The following is a 7,538-nucleotide window of genomic DNA, read 5'->3' on the forward strand; positions in this document are numbered from 1 at the left end:
AGTCCAAATCCAGAAAAAAAATCAGTGTGGGCGACAATGGCGGATGGCCTGGCGCGCGGCTTAGCGCCTCGATGGGGCGCTGCCATGACGCGCGTTGTGGCGGTTGGCGGAGGCGCCCGACGCCTTTGGGGGCGATGGGATATGACGCTGTCCGGCGTGCCGTCAGATTGCGACCTGCGCCAGCAGCCGGGAAGGAGCTGCATGGCGTCGCCGGGCTTGCCATCACGAGTTCTACCAGAGACGGATGCGTATGAGCGGACGGGTTCTGGTCAAGCCCGACCGGCGCTTGAGCCATGCAGGTCGCAGATGCGCCAGCAGCTTCGCGGCCACGTGTTTTCGTCAGATGCCAAGGGGAGCAGCTCACCGCGCCCTCGGCTGTCCAGCGATTGTCGCGCCAGACCTGGGCCTGCAGGCATTTGACCAGGCGACGCCGGGTCGGGCTTGAGGTCAGGGTGATGCCAGGCAGAACCATGGGCGGCGGATGGCCGTTGAACGCATTGGCGATGGCGAGAGTGTTGTCGCGTGTCAGGCGATCGCCGGGCTGATTAATGACCTGCGCCGCAGTCTGGCAAATAGCGTAGCCCAGACATTGAAAACCTGCTGCACGACGGGGCTAACGCAGGCTCCGACGAACTGATCAGCCATGCCGCCGGGCGGATCGCCTGTTTAGAATGCCCAATCAGGTGGATTTTATTGACGAGATGCCGCGGAAGGCGTCGGACAAAATTCTGCGCCGCAAGCTGCGTGAGCCGTTCTGGCAGGGCGCGTCGCGCAACGTCAACTGAGCAGGCCGAACCTGACGCTTACCCGGGGCCGCCACTGGCGCGGCGTTGGCAGATCAAGCCGTGAGCGCTGTGGCCGCGTGGGCCACGAGGCAGGGAGGCGCGCCTTGCCAGCCATGAAAACTGGCAAGGTTGCCGGGGGCAAGCTGACGTCGCCCCGAAGCGTGTTGTCCTCCACCGTGCGGCCGTATCGACGCCGGGCAGGCTTCCTGCTCAGTCAGCCTTGATGGCGTCGCCGACCGGCTCCCACGTTGCGCCATCAAATTTCACCATCTGCAGCGTGCCGATCGGCCCGTGGTTGTCGGGTGAGATCGAGATGGTCACGCCAGGCAGCAACATGGGCACGCGCGTGTCCTTCAGGCTGTGCAACGCGGTCATCAGGCCTTCGCGGGTCAGATTGGGGCCAGCCTTCTTCAGCGCCTGGTGGAAGGCGTAGCCGGCGCCATAGCCATAGGCGTTGGAGAGGTCATTGCGTGCGCCATCCGGATAGTATTTGTCCATGAAGGCGCTCCACGCCTTGAACTCTGCGTCATCCTTCCAGCGCGGGTCGCTCGGCTCCTTGATGAAGGCGCTCGAGATGATGCCTTTGGCCTTGTCCAGCCCGACGCTTTTCAGCACCGGATCGACCTGGTTGGACACCGACGGCAGAATGAACACCGGCTTCCAGCCCATGGCGTCGACAGCGCGGATCGACTGGGCGGCGAAGCGCGGCGTCGTTGCGCTGACCAGAACGTCGACGCCAGTGGCGCGCAGTCGCGCTATCTGCGAGTCGATGGTGGCGTCCGACAGCTCATAGGGAATGGCGGCGACCACGGACGCAGCCTTGTCGCCCAGCCCCTGGCGCAGGCCGTGCAGCAGTTCCTTGCCATAGTCATCGTTCTGGTACAGCACGCCGATTTTGGCGTCCGGGTGGTTGTTCAGCAAATATTTGCCATAGATCCTGCCCTCGCGCAGATAATCGATGTTCCAGCCGATGGTCCATGGATATTTGCTCGGCTGGTTCCAGCGCGAGGCGCCGGACGAAACGAATACCTGCGGAACCTTGCGACCATTCAGGAACGGCTGCGCCGCGGCAGATGTCGGGGTCCCGACCGGGGCGACGATGGCGAACACATCGTCACTTTCCACCAGCCGGCGGGTCTGCTCAACGGTTTTGGCCGGAGAGAAGCTGTCATCAAGGCTGATGAAGCGGATCTTGCGGCCATGCACGCCGCCCTGGTCATTGACCATGTCGAAATAGGCGCCCACCGATTTGGCGATGGCGCCATAGGCCGACGCCGGACCGCTGTAGGGCGCGGTGTTGCCAATGCGGATTTCCGTAGGCGTGACGCCAGGCGTCGCGTTGGCAGTCGCGCCGCTCTGGGCCGTAGCCATGGGCGTCGTAGAGAGATTGGCGACAAGCGCCATGGCGCAGGCGCTCAGCCCGCCTTTCAGCAGAATATGCATGGTTTTCCTCCGCTGCAGGCAGCCGCCATTGATCGCCAAAGGCGCAGACGGTCGCTGCAGATGTTTTTGCGTGAACTGTTCTTGTACTTGGGCCCGCGCTGTTCAGGCGCGGGCAATGGCCGCCGTCAGGCGCTGGGCGAAATCCTTGCCCAGCTCCTCAGGGCTCATGCCCTGGTCATGGCGATACCAATGGCCGATCCAGTTCAACGCCCCGGCGATGGCGAAGGCCGTCATCTTGGGGTCGGTTGGCTGGATGGAGCCATCTGCAATGCCCTCACGGATATATTTGCGAAACACCTGGTCGATGTCGCGCTTGCCGGCGAGGGTTCTGGCGCGATTGGCCGGATCGAAATCGCGGTCATCGAAGCGGATCAGGCTCTTGCCATAATTGGTGGTCATGGTTTCTGCATAAATGCAGATCAGCCGCCGCAACCGGGCGAGCCCCGTTGTCTCTTCAGCGCCAATGGTCGCCATCCGCTCATTGAGCTTCTGGAAGCCGCTCATCCAGCATTCAAAGAGGATGTCCTCCTTACTGCGGAAGTAATTGTACAGCGCAGGCTTGGTGACATTGAGCCGTTTGGCCACATCCGTCAGCTTGACGTGATGGTAGCCGAGCTCAAGGAACATGCTGAGCGCAGTATCGAGCAAAGCCTCGACCTTCTGGTCCCGCACCTTGCTGCGCTCTTCCTGGGAAGGCCATGGGGATAGTGGGGCCGTCGTCATTGCTGCTGTCACCTTCCGCTTTCTGGTTCCAGGGCGAAGCCTCCGCCCGTCTATCATGCACCCCGTCGATGCCCAAACCGGGAAGGCCGGGCCGCGCCAGCTGGCGCATCTCCACCTGTCCGTCTCACGCGGTTCCAGGGGCGCCACGGGCGCAACGTGCGCCCGTGACAACGTCTTCGTGTCGGCGCCACGCCCTATACTCAGGCGCCGCACTGTGGCGTCAGTCAGCGTCCACCCACTTCTCACCGTCAAACGACTGCAGCTGCAAGGCCTTGTAGGCGTCGAGGCTGTCAGGCGAGGTCGCGACCGAGACATTCGGCTGGTGCATCGGCATGCGCTGCGGCTTCAGATTGCTGACGATCTTCATCACATTCTCACGGGTGAGATTGTCGCCAGCCTGTTCGAGCACGGTGCGCAGCATGTTGCCGGCGATGTAGCTGACGACCGGGAAGGTGTCGTTCGGGTTATCCTTGGGATTCCACTTTTTCATGAACTCCAGATACGCCACGACTTCAGGGTCATTGGCCAGCGCCGGATCATCTGGCGCCTTGGAGAAGGCGCCGGTGTAGACGCCACGCGACGCCTCGGCGCCGGCGGGGATCATCACCGAGCGGACCGAGCTGGCGGCGTTGGCGACATAGTGCTTTGGCTTCCAGCCAAGCTCATGCGCCTTGCGGATGGCCTGGGCGGCGAATTTGGGCGTGCTGGCGCTGATCAGCACGTTGACGCCGGCGTTCTTCAGATTGAGGATCTGCGAGTCTACCGTAGCGTCAGCGGTCTCATAGCTGTGCGTGGCGATGAGCTGTTTGTCCTTGCCATGGGCGGCGAGGGCCTGGCGCACGCCGTGCAGATGATCCTTGCCATAATCATCATTGGCATACAGCACGCCGATGCGCGCGTTGGGGTTCTGCTTCAACGCGTGGTCAATATAGGTCTTCTGCTCCACCGTGTAGGACGGCCAGAACGGCATGGTCCACGGGTAGGTCTTCGGATCGTTGAACTTGCTCGCGCCGGTGGAGATGAGGATTTGCGGCACGCGTTTGCCGTTGAGGTATTTCTGCGTCGCAGTGTTGGTGGGCGTGCCCGAGACGAAGGCGATCAGCAACACCTCGTCGCTCTCCACCAGCTTGCGCGCCTGCTCAAGCGCTTTTGGCGGGCTATAGCCGTCATCAAGGGTAATGAACTTGACCTTGCGACCGTTGACGCCGCCAGCGGCATTGAGCATGTCAAAATAGGCGGCATAGGTGCGGCCGCTGGCCCCGAAGGCCGACACCGGCCCGCTATAGGCCGTGCTGTGGCCAATGCGGATCTCGCTGTCGCTTGCGCCTTGACTGTAATTCTTGCCGCTGCTGGCGACGGCCGGCGCTGCGAACAGCGCTGCCGCCACCGGCAGCGCCAGCCAGCGCGCCAGACGGTGATGTGACGAAGCGTTAGACGAAAAAATCATGAAGACCTCCCTTGCGGCGGCGCGTCAGCACGCTGGGCCGCGCATCGCGCATTGGCGTTTTGTTGTGGTTGTGCGTCGCCGCCTCGCAACGGGCGGCGTCAATGGCCGGAAGGAGCGGGCGCCGCCAGGGGCGCGCTCTATCGCCCCTGGAAAACTGGCTGGCGCTTCTCGACAAAAGCCGCGGCGCCCTCGCGCAAATCCTCCGTGAGGAAGGCGCGGCTTTGCAGATCGGCTTCCAGCTCCAGGGTTTCAGCCAGCGGCGCCGTCCAGGCGGCGTCGAGCTGGGTCCTGATCATCGCCATGCTCAGCGGCGGCCCTGCGGCCAGTCGTCGGGCGACACCCATGGCGGTTGCGGCAAGCGCGTCGTCGTCGACGCATTGCCAGATGAGGCCCCAGGCCGCTGCGGTCTCGGCGGGCAAAGGCTCGGCCAGAAGGGCGAGGGCGCGGGCGCGCGGGGCGCCGATGGCCCGCTGCAGGAACAGCGATGTGCCGCCATCAAGCACGGCGCCCAGCCTTGCAAAGCTGAGGATGAAGCGGGCGGAGCGCGCAGCGATGACGATATCCGCCGCCAGCGCCAGACCGACGCCAGCTCCCGCCGCGGCGCCATTGACCGCGGCCACCACTGGCTTGCCGCCGTTACGCAGCCGCTCCAGCACCGGGTGCAGCTGGGCGCGCATGCGGTCGCCGATGTCGCCGCCAGCGGAAAAGGTGTCGCCGCCAAATTGCGCGCCAGAGCAGAAACCCTTGCCAGCGCCGGTCAGCAGAATAGCGCGCACCCGCGCATCGGCCATGGCGGCGCTGGTGGTTTCACCCAATTGGCCGATGACGTCCGGACCCAGCGCATTGTACTGGTCCGGATTGTTGAGCGTGATGATCGCCAGCCCATCCTGGCGTTCGAGCAAGACTGCGGGCATCGTTGCATTGCTCCCTGCGTCGCCCGCCGCGCATGGCTGGTCGGGTTAACTGACTTCGCGGATGATCGGCGCTGCTGGCCTGCGCGGCAGGATTTGCAGGCGTTCGCCAAGTTCGCCACCGCGGTCTGCCGGGCGCCGTCTACGCAATAGTAATGTGTGACGCCGTGCTTCGGGCTCCCGGACAAACCCGGGAGCCTGCGTTTGGCTGGCTTATACCAGGTCGGCAAGATGCTGACGCATCCGCGACCCGAAAAGCTCAGTCGCCGCACGGGCTCGACCAGCGCCCGATGAGTCATGCACATCGGGCGCGGGTATTACATCAGCGCGCCGCCGCCGCAGACCAGCACCTGGCCGCTGACATAGTCCGACTCTGGCGAGCAGAACATGTAGACAGCGTTGGCGGCTTCTTCCGGCTTGCCGGCGCGACCCAGCGGGATCATCTTCGCCATGGTGTCGAGCATCGCCGGCTGCACGCCGACCTTGATGGCCTTGCCTTCGACGTCGATGGTCTTCTGCTCGGCTTCGATGGCCTGGGTCAGGCGGGTCTCGATCAGGCCGAAAGCCACGCAATTGACGTTGACCTTGTAGCGGCCCCATTCCTTGCACAGGGTGCGGGTCAGGCCGACCAGCGAGGCCTTGGCCGAAGAATAGCTGGCCTGGCCGGCGTTGCCGTAGAGGCCCGCGATGGACGAGATGTTCACCACCTTACGGAACACCTCGCGACCCTCCTGGGCCTCCTGCTTGGCCATGATGCGGATCGGCTCGGAGGCGGCGCGCAGGATGCGGAACGGCGCGATCAGGTGCACGTCCATCATCGCCTGGAACATCTCATCCGACATCTTGCTGATGGTGGCGTCCCAGGTGTAGCCGGCGTTGTTGACGATGATGTCGATGCCGCCGAACTGCTCCATGGCCGTCTGGACGAAGCGTTCAGGGAAGCCGTCTTCCGTGACGCTGCCGTTGACCGCAATGGCCTTGCCGCCAGCAGCATTGATCTCGGCGGCGCAGGCGTCGCCAAACGCGGGGTCCAGATCATTGACCACGACGCTGGCGCCTTCAGCCGCCAGCTTGTGGGCGATGGCGCGGCCAATGCCACGACCCGAACCGGTCACCAGGGCGACCTTGCCGGCAACGCGGCCTTCAGCAAAGAGTTTGAGGGCCGCTTCAGCCATGTGCGTTCTCCGTGTTGGCGGCGGTTGGGCCAGTGAGAGCCACGACCGCTTCGCCCTTCAGCTTGATGTCATTGTTCTGGTCGCGCGCGGTCAGCTCGATCCGGGCGCGGCGTTCGCCGTCGACCTCTTCGATCGCGGTGACGACGCCATCGCAGGAGATTTCCGCGCCAATCTGGGTGATCGACGCGAAACGCACGCCATATTCACGAATGGATTGCACCGGGAAGGCGTCGTTCAGGGCCATGCCGAGGCGGGCCATCACGAACATGCCGTGGGTGAAAACGTCGGGAAAACCCGAGGCCTTGGCGAAGTCGCTGTCGACGTGAATCGGATTGTGATCGCCCGAGGCGCCGCAATACAGCGCCAGCTCATGCCGGGTGATCGGCGCAAAGGCGCGCTTGACCGGCGTGTCGCCGACCTTGAGGGTTGCGTGTTGGACGCTCATCAGGCCGCTCCCCCGTTGGCGTATGGATTGCGCACGACGGTCGTGTTGGTGATGTCGGCGATGTGCTCGCCCTGGCCGTTCTCGACCCGGATTTCCTGGGCGATCATGGTCAGCGCGCCGCCCTTTTTGTGGACGATCGGGCCGACGCGGGTGGTGAAGATCACCGCATCGCCGACGCAGGCGGGCTTGTGAAACACGAATTTCTGCTCGCCGTGCAGGATGCGGCCGATGTCGATGCCGAGAATATCCAGCACCTCGATGGAGCCCGGATTGTCGAGCGACTGCAGACAGAAGAGGTAGGTCGGCGGGATCGGAATGTCCCGGAAGCCGGCGCGCCGGGCTGCGTCGCTGTCGTGATAGACCGGGTCCTTCTCGCCAATGGTGTTGAGAAAGAACGTCAGCCGCAGCGGCTCAACGCGGGAGGTCTGCCGGGATAGCTCCCGGCCAACGATGGTTTGCGGGTCGACGGAGAAATTGGCGCCAGCCATGCTCACGCCCTCTCATACAGCGTGACGACGCAGGCGCCGCCGAGGCCGAGATTGTGCTGCAGGGCGAGACGCGCGCCGTCGACCTGGGTCGAACCCGCCGTGCCGCGCAGCTGGCGCGTCA

The 7,538-nt window shown here is 64.1% G+C and carries 7 protein-coding genes; all 7 read right to left on the reverse strand.

What is annotated here, in order from left to right; translation table 11 throughout:
- Positions 1–995 precede the first annotated feature (995 nt).
- The 7 genes from AC6A67_RS03575 to AC6A67_RS03605 all read right to left on the reverse strand — a co-directional run bounded on the left by AC6A67_RS03575 (position 996) and on the right by AC6A67_RS03605 (position 7,417).
- Positions 996–2,228: an ABC transporter substrate-binding protein gene (locus AC6A67_RS03575; protein WP_498035190.1), complete on the reverse strand. Its 1,233-nt coding sequence runs from the start codon at positions 2,226–2,228 to the stop codon at positions 996–998.
- Positions 2,229–2,330: 102 nt separating this feature from the next.
- On the reverse strand, positions 2,331–2,951 hold the full coding sequence (locus tag AC6A67_RS03580) for a TetR/AcrR family transcriptional regulator (RefSeq protein ID WP_498035191.1): 621 nt from the start codon (positions 2,949–2,951) through the stop codon (positions 2,331–2,333).
- A 220-nt stretch (positions 2,952–3,171) separates the two neighbouring features.
- Positions 3,172–4,398 (reverse strand): ABC transporter substrate-binding protein, encoded by a 1,227-nt coding sequence (locus tag AC6A67_RS03585; RefSeq protein ID WP_498035192.1) that lies wholly within the window; start codon positions 4,396–4,398, stop codon positions 3,172–3,174.
- Positions 4,399–4,535: 137 nt separating this feature from the next.
- The gene (locus tag AC6A67_RS03590) at positions 4,536–5,312 is read right to left on the reverse strand and encodes an enoyl-CoA hydratase-related protein (protein ID WP_498035193.1); all 777 of its coding nucleotides are present in this window, start codon (positions 5,310–5,312) and stop codon (positions 4,536–4,538) included.
- Positions 5,313–5,626: 314 nt separating this feature from the next.
- On the reverse strand, positions 5,627–6,484 hold the full coding sequence (locus AC6A67_RS03595) for an SDR family NAD(P)-dependent oxidoreductase (RefSeq protein ID WP_498035194.1): 858 nt from the start codon (positions 6,482–6,484) through the stop codon (positions 5,627–5,629).
- The gene (locus AC6A67_RS03600; protein ID WP_498035195.1) at positions 6,477–6,929 is read right to left on the reverse strand and encodes a MaoC/PaaZ C-terminal domain-containing protein; all 453 of its coding nucleotides are present in this window, start codon (positions 6,927–6,929) and stop codon (positions 6,477–6,479) included. The genes AC6A67_RS03595 and AC6A67_RS03600 overlap by 8 nt, the downstream gene beginning before the upstream one ends.
- Complete coding sequence (locus AC6A67_RS03605; protein WP_498035196.1) at positions 6,929–7,417, reverse strand: MaoC family dehydratase N-terminal domain-containing protein; 489 nt, start codon at positions 7,415–7,417, stop codon at positions 6,929–6,931. The genes AC6A67_RS03600 and AC6A67_RS03605 overlap by 1 nt, the downstream gene beginning before the upstream one ends.
- Positions 7,418–7,538: the final 121 nt, after the last annotated feature.

The organism is Camelimonas sp. FR25, assembly GCF_059740505.1.